Annotated in this window: 16 protein-coding genes; 10 read left to right on the top strand and 6 right to left on the bottom strand. The window is 45.3% G+C overall.

Annotated features, from left to right (window positions below; translation table 11 throughout):
- Positions 1-27: 27 nt before the first annotated feature.
- Positions 28-1,242 (bottom strand): MFS transporter, encoded by a 1,215-nt coding sequence (locus tag DWX28_RS05620; RefSeq protein ID WP_118252131.1) that lies wholly within the window; start codon positions 1,240-1,242, stop codon positions 28-30.
- 438 nt (positions 1,243-1,680) lie between these two features.
- Here DWX28_RS05620 and DWX28_RS05615 point away from each other — a divergent pair, with 438 nt between their 5' ends.
- The 4 genes from DWX28_RS05615 (at position 1,681) to aroE (ending at position 6,685) form a co-directional block, all read left to right on the top strand.
- Positions 1,681-2,619, top strand: a complete 939-nt coding sequence (locus DWX28_RS05615) for a LysR family transcriptional regulator (protein WP_022215379.1) — start codon at positions 1,681-1,683, stop codon at positions 2,617-2,619.
- Between the two features lie 87 nt (positions 2,620-2,706).
- Entirely contained in the window at positions 2,707-4,728 is a 2,022-nt protein-coding gene (locus DWX28_RS05610; RefSeq protein WP_118252099.1) for an oxidoreductase, read from the top strand.
- Positions 4,729-4,775: 47 nt separating this feature from the next.
- The gene (locus DWX28_RS05605; protein WP_334290851.1) at positions 4,776-5,666 is read left to right on the top strand and encodes a quinate/shikimate dehydrogenase; all 891 of its coding nucleotides are present in this window, start codon (positions 4,776-4,778) and stop codon (positions 5,664-5,666) included.
- A gap of 152 nt (positions 5,667-5,818) precedes the next feature.
- On the top strand, positions 5,819-6,685 hold the full coding sequence (gene aroE, locus DWX28_RS05600; protein WP_118252098.1) for a shikimate dehydrogenase: 867 nt from the start codon (positions 5,819-5,821) through the stop codon (positions 6,683-6,685).
- Positions 6,686-6,838: 153 nt separating this feature from the next.
- Here aroE and DWX28_RS05595 read toward each other — a convergent pair whose 3' ends face one another.
- Positions 6,839-7,165 (bottom strand): nucleotidyltransferase family protein, encoded by a 327-nt coding sequence (locus DWX28_RS05595; RefSeq protein WP_022215376.1) that lies wholly within the window; start codon positions 7,163-7,165, stop codon positions 6,839-6,841.
- A gap of 235 nt (positions 7,166-7,400) precedes the next feature.
- Here DWX28_RS05595 and DWX28_RS05590 point away from each other — a divergent pair, with 235 nt between their 5' ends.
- Together DWX28_RS05590 and DWX28_RS19340 are read left to right on the top strand one after the other, a co-directional pair.
- Positions 7,401-7,670 (top strand): hypothetical protein, encoded by a 270-nt coding sequence (locus DWX28_RS05590; protein ID WP_330417624.1) that lies wholly within the window; start codon positions 7,401-7,403, stop codon positions 7,668-7,670.
- 4 nt (positions 7,671-7,674) lie between these two features.
- A complete protein-coding gene (locus DWX28_RS19340) occupies positions 7,675-7,815 on the top strand; it encodes a hypothetical protein (protein ID WP_158565281.1) in 141 nt (46 codons plus the stop codon).
- Between the two features lie 61 nt (positions 7,816-7,876).
- Here the strand turns inward: DWX28_RS19340 and dapF are convergent, their stop codons facing one another.
- Positions 7,877-8,731 (bottom strand): diaminopimelate epimerase, encoded by an 855-nt coding sequence (dapF, locus tag DWX28_RS05585; protein ID WP_022215373.1) that lies wholly within the window; start codon positions 8,729-8,731, stop codon positions 7,877-7,879.
- A gap of 196 nt (positions 8,732-8,927) precedes the next feature.
- Positions 8,928-10,157 carry a [FeFe] hydrogenase H-cluster maturation GTPase HydF gene (gene hydF, locus DWX28_RS05580; RefSeq protein ID WP_022215372.1) on the bottom strand — a complete coding sequence of 410 codons (1,230 nt, stop codon included), beginning with the start codon at positions 10,155-10,157 and terminating at the stop codon, positions 8,928-8,930.
- 300 nt (positions 10,158-10,457) lie between these two features.
- Between hydF and DWX28_RS05575 the strand changes: the two genes are divergently transcribed.
- The 4 genes from DWX28_RS05575 (at position 10,458) to DWX28_RS05560 (ending at position 14,517) form a co-directional block, all read left to right on the top strand.
- On the top strand, positions 10,458-11,327 hold the full coding sequence (locus DWX28_RS05575; protein ID WP_022215371.1) for a transporter substrate-binding domain-containing protein: 870 nt from the start codon (positions 10,458-10,460) through the stop codon (positions 11,325-11,327).
- A gap of 113 nt (positions 11,328-11,440) precedes the next feature.
- A complete protein-coding gene (locus DWX28_RS05570; protein ID WP_022215370.1) occupies positions 11,441-12,226 on the top strand; it encodes an amino acid ABC transporter permease in 786 nt (261 codons plus the stop codon).
- Positions 12,210-12,986, top strand: coding sequence for an amino acid ABC transporter ATP-binding protein (locus DWX28_RS05565; RefSeq protein WP_022215369.1), 777 nt, complete (start codon positions 12,210-12,212; stop codon positions 12,984-12,986). Before DWX28_RS05570 ends, DWX28_RS05565 begins: the two co-directional genes overlap by 17 nt.
- A 91-nt stretch (positions 12,987-13,077) precedes the next feature.
- Entirely contained in the window at positions 13,078-14,517 is a 1,440-nt protein-coding gene (locus DWX28_RS05560; protein ID WP_022215368.1) for a M20 family metallopeptidase, read from the top strand.
- A 94-nt stretch (positions 14,518-14,611) separates the two neighbouring features.
- On the opposite strand, the gene DWX28_RS05555 is transcribed toward DWX28_RS05560, so the two are convergent.
- Together DWX28_RS05555 and asnA are read right to left on the bottom strand one after the other, a co-directional pair.
- Complete coding sequence (locus DWX28_RS05555) at positions 14,612-15,058, bottom strand: CBS domain-containing protein (RefSeq protein ID WP_118252096.1); 447 nt, start codon at positions 15,056-15,058, stop codon at positions 14,612-14,614.
- 158 nt (positions 15,059-15,216) lie between these two features.
- Positions 15,217-16,230: an aspartate--ammonia ligase gene (gene asnA / locus DWX28_RS05550; RefSeq protein WP_118252095.1), complete on the bottom strand. Its 1,014-nt coding sequence runs from the start codon at positions 16,228-16,230 to the stop codon at positions 15,217-15,219.
- Positions 16,231-16,459: the final 229 nt, after the last annotated feature.

Here is a 16,459-nt window from a genome sequence, read left to right as displayed (position 1 = left end):
GTTGGCTTTTCACCCTTGGTTTTCATTTTAGTTCTCTGCTTCAGCAAGTGCAACCATTTTTTTGTAACGGATGTTTACGTACAGTCCGAGTACGACACCAACTGCTGTAAGAACGATGTTCATTGTCATAACCTGAGATGGCTGCATTTTGGATGCTGCTGTCAGGATCGTGTAGTTGCAGAGGGAAGATGCGATCATAACGAGCGCGGTTACAGTTCCCTTGATCTTAGGGAAGAGCATGTTGCATACAGAAGTTGCAATCTGCAGAAGTCCGCCTGCGCCTGCCCATCCGATGATGAATGCACCGGCAATCATAAGTGTCTGGCTCTGTCCCATAAGTACAACGATCAGAGTTGCAAGGCAGATAACCGGGTAGATCACGATGAAACGAACGTCTTTGATCTTTCTTGTGAGCAGTGCTGTTACAACAAGTGCGATCAGGGTTCCTGCTGAGTAATATGTCTGCATGATAGACGGGTCAGCCCAGCCTACGTTTTCTTTTGCAAAGTTCTGTGCACAGTTCAGCCATAACTGGAAAGTACCTGTGCAGGTGAATCCGATCAGGATCATAGCAACGGATTCAAGTGAGAAATGAGTGTGTTTCAGGCTGTCGATAAGTCCTTCTTTTTCGCCGGCTGCTTTCTGGTCAGCATCAGGAAGCGGGAACAGGAATACCAGTACAAAAAGTACAAGGTAGATGATTCCACATCCGAAGAATAAACGGTTGTAGGAAGTAAGTCCTGCAGCAGTAGTAGCTACAGTTGCACCGAGTACGAACGGAAGCATCATCTGAGCGATAGCGATGAAGAATTTGATTCCCATTGTAGCAACGCCAGGAGCTTTGTAGATGATCTCGGAAACTGCCGGGTAGATACCTGTGTCAAGGAATGAGTTTGCGATACCGCCGACGATCGCGCATACATAAGCGATCGTGTATCCGCCGTTTGTTCCGGCATTAAATGCGAGTGCCAGACCGACCAGATAGATTGCATAGGAAGCACTTCCGATCGCTGTGGAAATACGGCGTCCTAATTTGTCTGAAAGCGGGCCTGCAAAAGGAAGGGCGATCAGTCGTCCAAGACCTAATGCTGCTGAAATTGCGGTGATTGCCATGGCTTCCACACCCCATGCGGTTGCCAGAGCTTCCTTAATAACTGCCTGTCCTAAGATAGAACATCCAACACCGTGGATAAAATAGTTCAAGTACAGGATCAATGCACTTGGCAGGTACTTTTTGTTCATGGTTCTCTCCTTTTCCTGTGAAACATTTGTTTTTTTTACTTTGTTTTGTTCTGTCACAAACAATGAATGCCTTTTTTAATGAAAAGCTTTTATCAAAAGCCTGTTAAAAAAATAACATTTATCTGTATTTTAACAGGTACAATTCGTGTAGTCTAATGCTTTTAAAGCGAAAAACCAATGCATTGAATGCATTAATGTGATATACTAGGAACAAAATAATTATTGCGTATAGGAAATATCCCGCGAGGTGTTTTGACATGAATATGGCAAAAACCCGAGACATACGGGGCAAAATGCCATCACCGAAGGTGATTTGAAATGCATTTTGACCAAGTTACTGTGAACGGAGTGAACAGTAACACAAAATTATAATGATTAATGAAAGTAGAAATCCGGGACAGGATATTGGGGAATATATTTATATAGGAGGAATCAATCATGACACTGAATCAGATCTTGTATTTTCAGAAGGTCGCACGGCTGGAAAATTATCATCAGGCAGCAGAAGAACTGTATATTTCGCAGCCGTCTCTGAGCCGTTCCATGGCAGCCCTCGAGAGCGAGCTGGGAGTTGCTTTATTTGAAAAAAAAGGCAGGGGCGTAACACTTACAAAAGCGGGCAAGCTTTTTCTGGAACATGCAGACAGGATTGCAGGAGACTGTGACGTGGCAGTGGGGAAAATGCAGGAACTTTCTTCAGATGGCGGAAAGATCGATATCGGTTATATTTTTCCGCTTGCGGGGCATTATATTCCTCATAAAGTAAGGAAATTTCTGAACCAGGAAGAAAATAAGAACGTAGTCTTTAATTTCTGGCAGAATCATACACCGGCAATTGCCGAGAAGGTTCGTACAGGCGAGCTGGACGTTGGTTTCGGCGGTTATCTCAAGATGGATGATATGGAGTTTTTTCCGCTCAGCGCACAGGAGCTGGTGATCATCACGCCGAAGGAACATCCCCTTTCAGAGATGCAGGAAGTTCCGCTGGTGGAACTGGACCATTACCCGGTGATCGGCTATGAGAGTGCATCCTGGATGGGAACTTATGCCAAGTATCTGTACAGGAAATATCAGGTAAATCCGAATACGATCGTGGAATGTCCGGATGAATATTCTATAGTATCTCTGGTAAGGGAGAATTTTGGTATCGCACTGATGCCGCAGACGGATATACTTCTGAATGCAGACGGCATCAAGATCCACAAGATCATGGGGCTCGAGATCTACCGCCAGGTTTTTATGTTCTGGATGAAAGACAGATATCGTCTGCCGGCAGTGGAGCGTTTTATCAAATATATGAAGGAACAGCAGGCAGATGATGCAAATGATACCGAAAACGTATCAAAAATTTATCTGAAAGATATTGTTAATTTTTAATACAAAGAGTTATGATAAAGGTGTCACAAACAAAGGATGGCCACTCACATTATGAATATGATGTTAAATGAATAAGGAGATTATTTCATGAAGAGTGAATACCCAAAGATTTTTGAACCTATAACAATCAAAAGAACTACTATCAAGAACCGTATCGCAATGACCCCGATGGGAACAAACTATGGTGAGACAAGCGGTGAGATGAGTAACCGTCACATGAATTATTACTCACTCCGCGCAAAAGGCGGCACAGGTTTAATCATTCTGGAAAATGCCAACATTGAGTATCCGGTAGGATCCAACGGCACCAGCCAGATCCGTATCGACCACGACAGCTTTATGCCGCGTTATTATCAGCTCGTAGAAAACCTTCATAAGAATGGTGCTACAGTAGCGATCCAGGTAAACCACGCCGGAGCTTCAGCCTCTTCTGCAAGAACCGGAATGGAGACCGTTTCTTCTTCCAATATCCCGACAAAGACCGGCGGAGAAGTTCCGCGTCCGATGACAAAGGAAGAAATCCTTACAACTGTTAAGAAATATGGAGAGGCTGCAAAGCGTGTCCAGGCGATCGGTTTCGATGCGATCGAGATCCACTGCGGACATTCTTATCTGATGAGCCAGTTCATCTCCCCTTACTATAATAAGAGAACAGACGAGTTCGGAGGTTCCGTAGAGAACCGTCTTCGTTTCCCGCGTATGGTACTCGAAGAAGTTCGTAAGAACGTAGGACCTTGGTTCCCGATCATTGTTCGTATCTCCGCAGAAGAGAGAGTACCGGGTGGAAACACTCTGGAAGACACTCTGGAATATCTGGAATATCTCGATGAGTTCGTAGATATGTACGATGTTTCCTGTGCCCTGAACCCATCTCTTCAGTATCAGATCGACTCCAACTACCTTCCGGATGGATGGAGATCCTACATGGCAAGAGCCGTAAAGGACAAATTCAAGAAACCGGTTATCAATGCAGGTAACTACCGTGATCCTAAGATCGTCGAGAAAGTTCTCGAGAGCGGCGATGTAGATATCGTCGGAATGGGACGTGGCCTTATCGCAGAGCCAAACTGGGTTAAGAAAGTTGAGAATGGCGAGGAAGATCTTCTTCGTAAATGTATCTCATGTAATGTTGGATGTGCCGGAAACCGTATCGGTGTTAACCGTCCGATCCGTTGTACAGTCAACCCGGCTGTACCGGAAGGCGATATCTATAAAGCACTCAAAGTCAACAAGAACTGCAATGTTGTAGTTGTTGGTGGTGGTACAGCAGGTCTGGAAGCTGCATGTACAGCAGCAGAAGTAGGCTGTAACGTATTCGTTCTGGAGAAGAAGGATCACCTTGGAGGTCTCTCCACATTCATCTCAGATCTTCCGAGCAAGACCCGTATGAAAGATTTCCCGAAATATCTGGAAGCCCGTGCAGCCAGACTGAAGAATCTTTATGTTTTCCTGAACACAGAAGCAACTGTTGACAAAGTAAAACAGTTCAAACCGGACATCGTTGTAAACGCAACAGGTTCTGTACCGCTTGTCCCGCCGATCAAAGGTCTCAAAGAAAACATCGAGGCCGGAAACGTGGCTACGATCTTTGATATGATCAACAACCTGAACGCCGGCAAATATCCGGATGAAGCATGTAAGGGCAAAAAGGTCGTTGTAGTCGGCGGTGGATCCGTTGGACTTGACGTTATCGAATATTTTGCACCTCGCGGAGCAGAGTGTACGATCATCGATATGCTTCCTCAGATCGGTATGCTTGCAGACCCGATCACCAAATGTTCCATGCGTGAGACTCACGACAAATATGGTGTTAAGGAATATGTAAACACAGCACTTCAGGAAGTGAAGGAAAATGCATTCACAGTAAAACTTCCGGACGGACAGATCAAGGATATGGAATTCGACCTCGGCTTCAACTGCCTTGGAATGCGTTCCAACAACCCGGTACTTCCGGAACTTGAAGAAGCTTTCAATGATACAGATACTTATGTATACACCATCGGTGATTCCGTTCGTGCCCGCCGTATCATGGAAGGTACCATGGAAGGCCGTGCAGTACTGAACGTACTGGAGTCTCAGGGATTCCTGCATCTGGAACCACTTGAATAAATGATACCAAGGGAGCAAAGTTTTTATTAAAAAGAAAAGAGGAAAAAATCATGCCAAACGTAACAGGACATACAGAATTAGTAGGATTAATGGCTTACCCGATCCGTCACACACAGTCTCCGACAACTCATAACCTCGCATACGACAAAAACGGCGATGACGTTATCCAGCTTGCATTTGAAGTAGACAACGATTCCCTCAAAGACGCTGTTCAGAGTATCCGTGCTCTCAAAATGCTTGGATCCAACATCTCCATGCCGAACAAAACTGTTGTTCACAAATATCTGGACGAAGTTGATGAAGCTGCCAAATTATGCGGTGCTATCAACACAGTTGTAAACATGCGTGACGAAAACGGACAGGTTACAGGAAAACTCAAAGGCTACAACACTGACGGTATGGGATACTGGCAGGGACTCAAAGAAGAAGGCATTGATTTCAAAGGAATGAAGATGGTTCTGATCGGAACCGGCGGAGCTGCTACAGCAATCGCAGTACGCGGAGCTCTTGACGGAATCGCAGAGATCGAGATCTTCAACATCAAAGATAAATTCTACAGCCGTGGAGAAGAGATCGTTGACCTGATTAACAAGAACACAAACTGCAAAGCTACAATGAATGACCTTGCAGATCATGACCTCCTCAAAGAAAAAATGCATGCAGCAGATCTGTTCTGCGATGCAACAGGTGTAGGAATGCACCCACTGGAAGACCTTTCCAACATCCCGGACACTTCTTTCTTCAAGAAAGATCTGATCGTAACTGACACAGTTTACGCACCACGCGAAACTGTTATGATGAAACAGGCAAAAGAAGCAGGATGCGAAAAAGTTTACAATGGTATGAGCATGATGCTGTTCCAGGCACTCATCGCCATCAAACTTTACACTGGAAAAGATACTCCGGTAGATTACATGAAAGAAAAACTTGGAATCTAAATAGAAACCAGGAAAGCCATGGGGATGAAACTTCGTCTCTGTGGCTTTTTTAAATGTTCTGCTTGCTTTATCACTTTAAAGTGTGTATAATGAGAGCTATATACAGGTGAGCGAAATCGCCAAATTTTGATACGCGGAAAGGAATATGGATTATGTCAAAACATATCACAGGACACACCGGATTATTATGTTTACTTGGAAGCCCGGTCGCACACAGTGTTTCTCCGGAAATGCACAATGAAGCATGCGATCAGCTGGGGCTGGATTATACATATCTTGCATTTGATGTACCGGAAGATAAGATGCCGGAAGCAGTTCAGGGGCTTCGTACCATGGGCGCAAGAGGCTGGAACATTACCATGCCGGGCAAGAATATCATGTGCAAACTTGCAGATAAAGTATCTCCTGCATCTGAGATTTCAGGAGCATGCAATACGATCGTTAATGATAACGGCGTGCTGACTGCTTACACAACAGACGGTGTTGGATTTATGAGAGCAGTTGCTGAGAACGGTGTAGATATCATCGGCAAGAAAATGACTCTTCTCGGTGCCGGCGGAGCAGCTACAGCGATTCTGGTACAGGCTGCACTGGATGGCGTAGCAGAGATCAATGTATTTAACGTGAGAGACAACTTCTTCGGAAGAGCTGAGGAGATCGTTGCGAAACTGAATGAGCGCACAGAGTGCAAGGTAACTCTGCATGACTTCTCAGATCCGGAAGTACTTCGTGCTTCTATCGCAGAGAGCGCAATCCTTGTAAATGGTACTTCTGTTGGAATGGCTCCGAATGTAGACAGAACGATCATCACAGATACAAGTATGTTCCATAAGGATCTGTTTGTATTCGATGTAATTTACAATCCACAGGAAACAAGACTGCTCCGTGAAGCAAAGGAAGCAGGATGCAAGACTGGTAACGGTATGTACATGCTGCTGTATCAGGGAGCTGCGTCCTTCAAGCTTTGGACGGGTGAGGAGATGCCGGTGGAGATCATAAAGGAGAAGTATTTCTCTTAGGAAGAGGAAATGTTTGGCTTGAGAAGCCGAAAATAATCGCCAAGGGGACTTCGCAGTCCCCTCGGCACACCCCTCGCCGGTGTTTTCGACGGGATGAATGGTGGTAGGAAGGGTACAGAGTTCTTCGTCGTGGAGGACGGGAGGGTGTTGACTTTACTGATTCTGAAAAATTGATGTTGTGAGTGATTTTGGTTTGTTTTCGTAGATGGTGATACCATCTTTTTTTATTTCTTCTTTTAGTGTATCTGAAATTGGTGCGTCTGCTTGTATAATATCGAATATTAAGAGTGAATATATATTTTCTTTGACATCCCAGTAAAAATTATCGAAATCTCCACCGTATACAACAATATCAATATCGCTTCGTTCTGTATGTGTACCTCGCGCGCGTGAACCAAATAGTATGATTTTCGTAACAGAATATTTCTGTGCAAGTGTGGTAAGTTCTCTGAAAACTCTATCCGGTAGATTGTATCTCATATTTTATCACCTCCGATTTATATGAAATTATATCCGGGGATTTTTTGTAACTGTTCACAGGTAGAGACCTACGGGGCAAAATGCCATCACCGAAGGTGATTTGGAATGCATTTTGATCAAGTTGCTGTGAACGGAGTGAACAATAACGATTTTTTTGAGATAATATTGAGAGTTAGAGTGGAAGCGGGTATACTGTGTATACAGTAAACGCAGAAATAAATGGAGGTGTAAGATCATGGAATCCAGATCAGATGAGTTATATCATGTCTTGTGTGAAAAGGGCTACCCGGATGACTTCTGCAAGGAAATCGCCTACCGGCAGATGAATACAGATTATACGGCTACGCGAATGTTAGGCTACCTCTACCGCGTCTCCAATCCCCGCCCGGAGGACGTAGTAGACGAAATGCTAGCAATCCTGATCGACCGCGAAGCGATTATCAAAAAGAAAGAACTGGAGCACGCTCAGGCAACTATAAATCACGTTTATCGAGAAGGACTGTGAAAATATGAAAACATTAGAGCAATTCAAAGCAGAACAAATGACAGATAGGGAATTCGCTACGAAGTACGAAAAGATTCGCCTTGAACTTGAGAATGAAAAAACAAAAATAGAGGCAGAATATGAATTGAAAAATAATGTGGAATAATAAGAAAAAAGCACTGAAATCATGATGATGTCATGAGTTCAGTGCTTTTTTCTGTTACAGACTACTTAAGAAATGAAAGATCAATCTCCCCATCAAACACCGTAGTAGCCGGTCCTGTCATATATACAAGGTTTTCCTGGCGGTTCCAGAAGATCTGGAGGTTGCCGCCGAGGAGTTTGACGGTGACTGGTTCGCCTTCGTCAACGAGTCCGTTCAGGGTGGAGGCTACAGCTACGGCGCAGGCACCGGTGCCGCAGGCGAGGGTTTCGCCGGAGCCACGTTCCCAGACACGCATCTGGAGTGTGTGGCGGTCAATGACTTTGACGAATTCTGTGTTGATACGGTCCGGGAAATCAATGTGGTTTTCGAATTTCGGACCGATCTTTTCGATTTCGAGATTGTCAATGTCATCCATATATACGATCGCATGTGGATTTCCCATGGAAACACCTGTGATACGGTAAGTAGTACCATCTACATCCAGCGGTTCGTCGATGACCTGTTCCTTGCTGGAAACGATCGGAATCTGGTTTGCTGTCAGAATCGGGGATCCCATATTTACTTTAACGAGGGCAACTTTGCCGTCATCCCCAAGTGTCAGATCCAGATACTTGATACCGCTTTTGGTTGCAACAGAGATGCTGGTCTTGTTGACGATGCCGTAATCATAAGCATACTTGGCAACACATCTGATTCCATTTCCGCACATAGCACCCTGAGAGCCGTCGAGATTGTACATATCCATCTCACAGTCTGCCACGTCAGACGGTTTGATCAGGATCAGACCATCTGATCCGATTCCGAAATGGCGGTCGCTGACGAATTTTGCCACAGCAGATGGATTGGTTACTGTTTCCTTGAAGCAGTTCACGTATACATAATCGTTGCCGATCCCGTGCATTTTTGTAAATTTCATAAAAGTCCTCCTATTTATTAATATTCTCCCCATTCAGTTACAGTATCTTTAGTAAAAAACTAAAAAGCTGGATAAACTTTCCAACATCATAGAACCATAGTATAACGGAAAAATGTTATAGTTTTGTGAAGTTTAACTAAAAAATACTCAAAATTATTATGAATAACGCCTAAACTCTTTTGAAAATCAAAAGAACTTACGGAACCAGCTCCTGCATTTCCGGAAACGGTCCAAGACTGCGTTTCAAAATTCCCGTTACCTGTGCGATCAGAATACCATAATTCGTGATCGGCACGCCCTGATCCTGGCAGCATGCGATGCGGTATTTCATTTCGCGTTCATTCAGCATGCAGCCGCCGCAGTGAACGACCATTTTATAGGAAGAAACATCATCCGGGAATTCTGTGCCGGAAGTAAATTCAAATACAGGTTCTTTTCCTGTATAGTTTCGGATCCACTCAGGCATCTTGCAGGTTCCAATATCTCCACATTGACGATGATGCGTACATCCTTCTGCGATCAGGATATGGTCGCCATCCTCGATAGAAGAAAGTGCGGCAACGCCTTTCAGCTGTGTCTCCAGTTCTCCTTTATATCTTGCAAAAAGAATAGAAAACGAAGTCAGAGTGATATTCTCCGGCACATCTTTTGAAACACGCGCAAATGCCTGGCTGTCAGTGACAACCAGTTTCGGACAGACACCCTGCGCCAGAAAATGATCCAGAGTACTTTTTAACTCCGTATCCCGCACAACAAGGGAAAGTGCGCCACGTTCCAGAATATCACGGATCGTCTGCTGCTGCGGCAGGATCAGACGGCCTTTCGGTGCGGCCTTGTCGATCGGGACGACCAGGATCACCAGATCAAGCGGCTCGATCAGATCCTGGATCAGTGGATACTGGTGTGTATCTTCCGGTTTCAGAGTGGCGATCTTTTCTTTTAGTTCCTGGATGTTCATGCCATCAGCTGCACTGGCCAGAACTTCCCCGGCGCGGACTGACATTGCGAGATTCTTGATCTCTTCGACAGAAAGAAGATCAATCTTATTGTAAACAACAAGATACGGAATGTGCTTCTCATGGAATTTATGAAGAAGCGCAAATTCCTCTTCACCCTTTCCAGTGGTGCTGTCCACGACCAGGATCGCAATATCCGTCTTGTTCAGGACCTGATAGCTTTTGCGCACGCGAAGCGCACCAAGTTCGCCCTCATCATCAATCCCCGGTGTGTCAATGACAACCACAGGGCCAAGCGGCAGCAGTTCCATGGATTTGTATACAGGATCCGTCGTAGTTCCCATCACAGAAGAAACGATCGCAAGATCCTGCCCGGTCACAGCATTGATCACACTCGATTTCCCGGCATTTCTTTTTCCAAAAAAACTGATATGTACCCGTTCAGAAGCAGGTGTCTGATTCATTCCCATAACTCTTCCCCCTTTGCCTTCGAAAAAAGATTACAGAAAATAATCCGAAAAAACAGGAAAAATTTACTGCAATATTTTAAATTATGAAAGTGTTTCTTTCTATTATAAGAAAATACAGAAAAATATGCAAGTATGAGAAGTGCATTTCTGCGTAAAAAGCGACAATGCTAAAATTTTTGTATTGCACTAAAAGAAAGAATTGCTTGTATTTTCTGCGGATTATGATACAATAAGAAAAATGAAGAGGAATTATGCATTTTTCCTGCATAAATATTCCAGGAAAACGAGGAGGAAAAGAAGATGAACTTAAAGAAAATCACAGCAATCGCTCTTGGTGCAGTTATGACTGTATCTATGGCAGTACCGACATTTGCAGCAGACGATGTAGAGACCGTTACAGATGGCAAACTTACAGTAGCAACAAGCCCGGACTTCGCACCGTATGAATTCTATTCTATCGATGATGACGGCAACCCGACACTGGCAGGATTTGACATGGATCTGGCTAAGTACATCGCAGACAAGATGGGACTGGAACTGGAAGTAGTTCCGATGGACTTTGACGGTGTATTAAGCGAACTTGCTCAGAAGAACGTAGACCTTGGCATGGCTGGTCTTTCCCCAGATCCGGCACGTGAGGATGCTATGGAGTTCTCAGACCTGTACTATCAGGGTGGACAGTCCTTCGTAACTGTCAAAGACAAAGCAGATCAGTTCAAATCTCTTGAAGATGCAAACAACAAGGATTACTCCATCGGAGCACAGACAGGTTCTATCCAGCTTGATCTTGCAAACGAGAACACACCGGATGCTGATATCGTATCTCTTCCTAAGGTTACTGACCTTATCACAGAGCTTCTGACAGGTAAGATGGATGGTGCATTCATCGAGACAGCAGTAGCAGAGAGCTATCAGAAGAACTATCCGGATCTTGTGATCGTATGTGATGTACCGTATGATACCGTAGGATCTGCAATCGGTGTTTCAAAAGGAAACGATGCACTTCTCAAAGCTGTAAACGCAGCGATCGCAGATGCACTTGATGACGGTTCCATGGACAAATTCATCGCAGATGCAACAGAGCTTGCAGCAGGTCAGACATATGAAGGAACACTGGACGACAACGGTGCAGTTCCGGAGACAGATGACACTGCAGAAGATGCTGAATAAGCAGATCAACCTGACTGGTAATACAAGCAATGGATAATGGATTCCTCCCCAGAACTGATGGGGAGGAATTTTGCTGACGATCAATTTATTACATTATTAAGAAAGGAATTTTTATGGACAGTTTTATTAAATTATCTAATTTTGGCAAAATTGCCCCATATGCACAGCTGTTCAGACAGGGACTTCTGGTAACTGTACTGTTATCCCTGTTCACCGTTGCGATCGGTTTTGTGCTCGCACTGATCCTTGCGCTGATGCGTATGTCAAACATCCGTCCGTTCCGCGCTCTCGCAGTAGACCGTAATGGACATCTGAGAGAGGGAGGACCGCTGGTATGGCTCTCAAAATTCAATCCCCTTTCTTTTATCGCAACTGCATACGTTGAGATCCTTCGTTCCACACCTGTACTGGTACAGATCTTCATCATCTACTATGGTGTGTTCGGAATGATCGACCTTCCGTCTTTCCAGATGTTTGGATTTATCAAATTCAACAGATTTTTCCCTGGTGTCGTTGCACTTGGAATGAACTCCGGTGCTTACCTCTGTGAGATCATCCGTGCAGGTATCCAGTCCATCGATCAGGGACAGACAGAGGCAGCCCGTTCTCTGGGACTTTCTCAGACAATGAACCTGCGTTACATCATTCTTCCGCAGGCACTCAAGAATATCCTTCCGGCGATTGCAAATGAATTCGTTGTTATCATCAAGGAATCTGCGATTACATACACCATCGGTGTGCAGGATATCATGTCTGCAGTAAACGCAGTCAAAGGTGCGACCTTTATCATCATCGAGCCTCTGCTGGTAGCAACAGCGATCTATTTCTGCCTGTGCTTCCCGACCTCCAAACTGATCGCATATTTCGAAAGGAGAATGAGCCATGGCGACAAACGATAGTATGATCCAGGTAAAAAACCTCAAGAAACATTATCACAGGGGCGCGATCAAGGCTCTGGATGATGTGACAGTCAACATCAACAAAGGTGATGTTATGGTAGTCATCGGACCGTCAGGTTCCGGTAAATCCACTTTTCTTCGAAGCCTGAACCTTCTGGAAGAGCCGACAGACGGTGAGATCATCTTCAACGGTGTGGATATCACCAAGAAGAAATACAAGGACGCTTCCGGCAAGACTGTAAAGCTCAACATCGACGATCTTCGTCAGAAAATGGGAATGGTGTTCCAGCATTTTAACCTGTTCCCGCATATGACAATCCTTGACAACATGACCCTGGCACCTATGAAGGTCAAAGGCGTTTCCAAAGAAGATGCCGAGAAAAAAGCTCTGGAGCTTCTTGCACGTGTAGGGCTTGCTGACCGTGCCAATGCATATCCGATCCAGCTTTCCGGCGGACAGAAACAGCGTGTTGCGATTGTCCGTGCACTTGCAATGGAACCGGAAGTCATGCTGTTTGACGAGCCGACTTCCGCACTTGACCCGGAGATGGTAGGAGAGGTTCTGGATGTTATGAAAGAACTTGCGAAGGAAGGCATGACCATGGTCGTGGTAACACACGAGATGGGATTTGCAAGAGAGGTTGGAAACCGTGTACTTTTTATGGCAGACGGAAAACTTCTCGTAGATGGAACTCCGTCAGAAATCTTTGATAACCCGAGCAACCCGCGTCTGCAGGAATTTTTATCCAAAGTTTTATAAAATCAACAAAGATTAACGAGAAGGTAACCGGAAGATTCTGGTTGCCTTTTCGTGAATAAAGATAAATCATGTCGAAAGAAGGTATTATATTATGACAGCAGAAAAACAGTCTGCACTGCAGACGATCGAAGAAAAAAAATCTCTGATCACCGGTATCGCAGATAAGATCTGGGGATTTGCAGAGCTTTCCCTCCAGGAATTTAAGTCAGCCGAAACCTACTGCGAAGCTCTGGAAAAAGAGGGATTCGAAGTGGAGCGTGGAACCAGCAATATCGAGACGGCTTTTGCGGCATCTTATGGCCACGGACGTCCGTATATCGGAATCCTCGCAGAGTATGACGCGCTTTCAGGGCTTTCTCAGGAAGCAGGTGCAACTGAGCGAAAAGAGATCCACGTCGGCGGTAACGGCCATGGATGCGGACATAACATCCTTGGTGCAGGAGCTTTTGCGGCAGCACTTGGAGTGAAAGCATATCTTGAGAAAAATGACATTTCCGGAACCGTGATCCTCTATGGCTGTCCGGGAGAAGAGGGCGGTGCTGCAAAGGCATTCATGGCGCGTGACGGAGTCTGGAAAAAACTCGACGCAGCCCTTACCTGGCATCCGGAAGACGTCAATGAAGTTGCAACCGGTTCCTCCAACTCCTGTATCCAGACACAGTACAAGTTTACAGGAATCGCCTCTCACGCGGCAGGAGCCCCGGAGATGGGACGAAGCGCCCTTGATGCAGTAGAACTTATGAATATTGGCGTGCAGTTTTTGAGAGAGCATATGAGTGACAAGGCAAGGATCCATTATGCGATCACAGACGCAGGCGGATGCAGCCCGAACGTGGTACAGCCTCGTGCAAGCGTTCTCTATATGGTGCGTTCCAATCATGTGGCTGAGGCGGTAGAACTCCAGAAACGTGTCGACAAGATCGCAGAAGGCGCAGCTCTGATGACAGAGACCACTTACGAGAAGAAATTTATCGACGGACTTGCCGATACCGTGAGCAACTTTGCCCTTGAGCGTGTCCTCTATAAAAACTTCAAAGAACTGGGCGTTCCGCAGTACACAGACGAGGAGAATGCTTTCGCAGATGCACTCGCGGAAACCTACGATCACAGTGCAGTTCCTGGTGTTGCGGCAGAAAACGACGAGGAAGCGAAAGAACAGGTGGAGAAGATGCAGAAAGAATACGGACATGCGATGAATGCATTCCTGACACCTCTCTATCAGAAAGATGCGTTCAAAGCAGGGTCTACGGATGTTGGAGATGTAAGCTGGCTGACCCCGACAGCGCAGATCCACGTTGCGGCATGGCCAAACGGCTGCCCGGGTCACAGCTGGCAGAATGTTTCCTGTGACCGCACAGAGATCGGTCATAAAGCAGCCCTGTGTGCAGGAAAAGTCCTCGCAGCGACCGCGATCGATCTGTTTGAAGATACTTCACTTTTGGATGAAGCAAGAGCAGAGTTTGAAAAACGTACAAAAGATGGCTATGTATGCCCGATCCCGAAAGATGCAGTGCCGGTCATCCCGGACTGATCTGGACGATAAAAGAAGATAAAAAAGAACCGGCTCCGGTGCAGGATAAAGCACACGGGAAACCGGTTCTATTTGATTGCGGAATAAAATCCTGTTATTCGGCTTCTTCCATTTGGGCACGAAGGGCACTTAATTCCTTCATTTCCTTATAACAGTATTTGATGATCTCCTTACGGGTGATGATGCCGATAAAAGACCCCTTGTCATCTATGACAGGAACATAGTTCTGGTTGATGGCACGATCCAGAAGATTCTCCATATCTGCGTCCGCATGAACCGGCTTGTAAGTGGCACGGCGCGGGATCGCCATAATGGAAACATCCTCCATCTGCTTCAGGTCTGTGATATTGATGTTGAGACGCTTGATTCCCCACAGAAGATCTCCTTCGGAGATCGTTCCGGTGTATTTACCTTCTTTGTTAAGGATCGGGATACAGGAGAATTTGCGGTGCTCCATCTTCTCGACGGTCTGACGAAGTGTTTCGTCCTCAAATATATAAGCAACGTCACTCTTAGGTGTTAAAAAAAACAAAATATTCACAATCAGTACCTCTGTCTTTCTATACTCATTCAGTGTATCTGGCTTGGTTTATAGTTCAGATGCTCTTATTATGATAGTATGCAGGGTACAGAATGTCAATTGTTTAAATATTAAAATTTGGTGAAAAATCACTATAAATCCTGAAAAACAAGAAGGTTTTACAGCAGATTTACTCCGCCTTCCTCTGCAGCTTTGCGCACAGATTCCGGCCAGATGGATACATGTACTTCACCGATATGAGCTTTGCGGAGGAAGAACATACAGATACGGGACTGGCCGATACCGCCGCCGATGGTGTATGGCAGTTCTTTGTTAAGGATCGCTTTCTGGAATGGAAGCTCTCTGCGGTCGTCACAGCCTGCTTCTGTGAGCTGGGAGTCAAGAGAATCCTCATCAACACGAATACCCATAGAAGAAAGCTCCAGAGCGATATCAAGAACCGGATAGTATACAAGGATATCTCCGTTCAGTTCCCAGTCATCGTAGTCCGGGGCACGTCCGTCGTGACGCTCTCCGTTGGATAAGGTCTTACCAACCTGCATAAGGAAGACAGCACCTTTCTCCCTGACGATCTTGTATTCTCTTTCCTTTGGTGTCAGGTCAGGATACATGTCAACCAGTTCCTGAGTGGAAACGAAAGCGATTTCTTTAGGAAGGATCTCTTCAATGTAGTCATACTGGACAGCCATGTATTTCTCTGTCTTGCGGAGAACGCTGTAGATGGAGCGAACGGTGTTGATCAGAGTTTCCATGGTACGTTCTTCTTTGGAGATGATCTTCTCCCAGTCCCACTGGTCTACATAGACGGAGTGGATGTTGTCGAGATCTTCATCACGACGGATCGCGATCATGTCAGTATACAGTCCTTCGCCGTGAGCGAAGCCATATTTCTTGAGTGCGTAGCGTTTCCATTTGGCAAGGGAGTGTACGATCTCAGCGTTTTCTTTTTCTTCCTGTCCTTTGATGTCAAAGCTTACAGGACGTTCTACGCCATTCAGGTTATCGTTGAGGCCTGAAGACGGGGATACAAAAACCGGTGCAGAAACACGAAGAAGATTCAGCTTCTGGGCGAGGGTCTGCTGGAAAAAGTCTTTGACTGTTTTAATTGCAACCTGTGTATCATGCAGACTCAGATCTGAATGATAACCGGCAGGGATTTTAATTTCATCCATAATATTTCCTCCTCAAATTTTACTAGGCTTAATTATAGCAAGAAATTTTCTGTATTGCAATTTTAACCTTGCATTATTTTGAAAATGAGTCTAAAATAAATGTTACTGTCCGCATGATCTGACCACGTAAATGATGTTTGGATGACGGTCCACAGGTGACTTTATGCGGTGCAAACAAATGTTCAGAATATGGCAAAAACAAGGGGAAATTTCAGACAATAAAAAATGA

This window comes from Blautia sp. AF19-10LB (assembly GCF_003461245.1).
GTDB lineage: Bacteria > Bacillota > Clostridia > Lachnospirales > Lachnospiraceae > Blautia_A > Blautia_A intestinihominis.
Note: the sequence above shows the minus strand (reverse complement) of the source record. Positions and strands in the feature narration are given on the sequence as shown.